Annotated in this window: 1 rRNA gene (cut by a window edge); it reads right to left on the reverse strand. The window is 51.1% G+C overall.

The features are described 5' to 3' along the window. Positions 1-2,347, reverse strand: a 23S ribosomal RNA gene (locus H8K52_RS20450); its annotated part runs 643 nt beyond the window's last position; the annotation flags it as partial.

Raw genomic sequence — 2,347 nt, forward strand, 5'->3', positions numbered from 1 at the left:
CTCTGGGAAGTCTCATCTTAAGGCGAGTTTCCCGCTTAGATGCTTTCAGCGGTTATCTCTTCCGAACATAGCTACTCGGCAATGCCACTGGCGTGACAACCGATACACCAGAGGTTCGTCCACTCCGGTCCTCTCGTACTAGGAGCAGCCCCCTTCAAACTTCCAACGCCCACGGCAGATAGGGACCAAACTGTCTCACGACGTTTTAAACCCAGCTCACGTACCACTTTAAATGGCGAACAGCCATACCCTTGGGACCGGCTACAGCCCCAGGATGTGATGAGCCGACATCGAGGTGCCAAACTCCCCCGTCGATATGAACTCTTGGGAGGAATCAGCCTGTTATCCCCAGAGTACCTTTTATCCGTTGAGCGATGGCCCTTCCATACAGAACCACCGGATCACTATGTCCTACTTTCGTACCTGCTCGACTTGTCAGTCTCGCAGTTAAGCACGCTTATGCCATTGCACTATCGTCACGATGTCCGACCGTAACTAGCGTACCTTCGAACTCCTCCGTTACACTTTGGGAGGAGACCGCCCCAGTCAAACTGCCTACCATGCACTGTCCCCGACCCAGATAATGGGCCAAGGTTAGAACCTCAAACAAACCAGGGTGGTATTTCAAGGATGGCTCCACGAGAACTGGCGTCCCCGCTTCAAAGCCTCCCACCTATCCTACACAGATTGGTTCAAAGTCCAATGCAAAGCTACAGTAAAGGTTCATGGGGTCTTTCCGTCTAGCCGCGGGTAGATTGCATCATCACAAACATTTCAACTTCGCTGAGTCTCGGGAGGAGACAGTGTGGCCATCATTACTCCATTCGTGCAGGTCGGAACTTACCCGACAAGGAATTTCGCTACCTTAGGACCGTTATAGTTACGGCCGCCGTTTACTGGGACTTCAATCAAGAGCTTGCACCCCATCATTTAATCTTCCAGCACCGGGCAGGAGTCACACCATATACGTCCACTTTCGTGTTTGCATAGTGCTGTGTTTTTATTAAACAGTTGCAGCCACCAGTTTATTGCAACCCTTTCATCCTTCCCCCGCAGGGGGGTCAAACTACAAGGGCGTACCTTATCCCGAAGTTACGGTACCAATTTGCCGAGTTCCTTCTCCCGAGTTCTCTCAAGCGCCTTAGAATACTCATCTCGCCCACCTGTGTCGGTTTGCGGTACGGTCTCGTATGACTGAAGCTTAGAGGCTTTTCTTGGAACCACTTCCGATCGCTTCGTGAATAAATTCACTCGTCTCAACCCCTTGAATTATGTGCCCGGATTTGCCTAAGCACCTTCTACAAGTCAAGAACAGGCTCTTCCAACCGCCTGACGACCTTCCGCGATCCGTCCCCCCATCGCATCATACGACGGTGCAGGAATATTAACCTGCTTCCCATCAGCTACGCATCTCTGCCTCGCCTTAGGGGCCGACTCACCCTGCTCCGATGAACGTTGAACAGGAAACCTTGGGCTTACGGCGTGGGAGCTTTTCACTCCCATTATCGCTACTCATGTCAGCATTCGCACTTCTGATACCTCCAGCATCCTTTACAAGACACCTTCGCAGGCTTACAGAACGCTCTCCTACCATATCCTAAAAGGATATCCGCAGCTTCGGTGTATAGCTTAGCCCCGTTACATCTTCCGCGCAGGACGACTCGATCAGTGAGCTATTACGCTTTCTTTAAAGGGTGGCTGCTTCTAAGCCAACCTCCTGACTGTTTTAGCCTTCCCACTTCGTTTTCCACTTAGCTATACTTTGGGACCTTAGCTGGCGGTCTGGGTTGTTTCCCTCTTGACACCGGACGTTAGCACCCGATGTCTGTCTCCCAAGCTCGCACTCAACGGTATTCGGAGTTTGCAATGGTTTGGTAAGTCGCGATGACCCCCTAGCCATAACAGTGCTCTACCCCCGTTGGTGATACTTGAGGCACTACCTAAATAGTTTTCGGAGAGAACCAGCTATTTCCAAGTTTGTTTAGCCTTTCACCCCTACCCACAGCTCATCCCCTAATTTTTCAACATTAGTGGGTTCGGACCTCCAGTACCTGTTACGGCACCTTCATCCTGGCCATGAGTAGATCACTTGGTTTCGGGTCTACACCCAGCGACTGTCGCCCTATTCGGACTCGATTTCTCTACGGCTTCCCTATACGGTTAACCTTGCCACTGAATGTAAGTCGCTGACCCATTATACAAAAGGTACGCAGTCACGGAACAAGTCCGCTCCTACTGTTTGTATGCACACGGTTTCAGGTTCTATTTCACTCCCCTTCCGGGGTTCTTTTCGCCTTTCCCTCACGGTACTGGTTCACTATCGGTCGATATCGAGTATTTAGCCTTG

Origin of the sequence: Affinundibacterium seohonense (assembly GCF_014284305.1) — a bacterium.
GTDB classification, from domain to species: Bacteria; Pseudomonadota; Gammaproteobacteria; order Burkholderiales; family Burkholderiaceae_D; genus Undibacterium; species Undibacterium seohonense.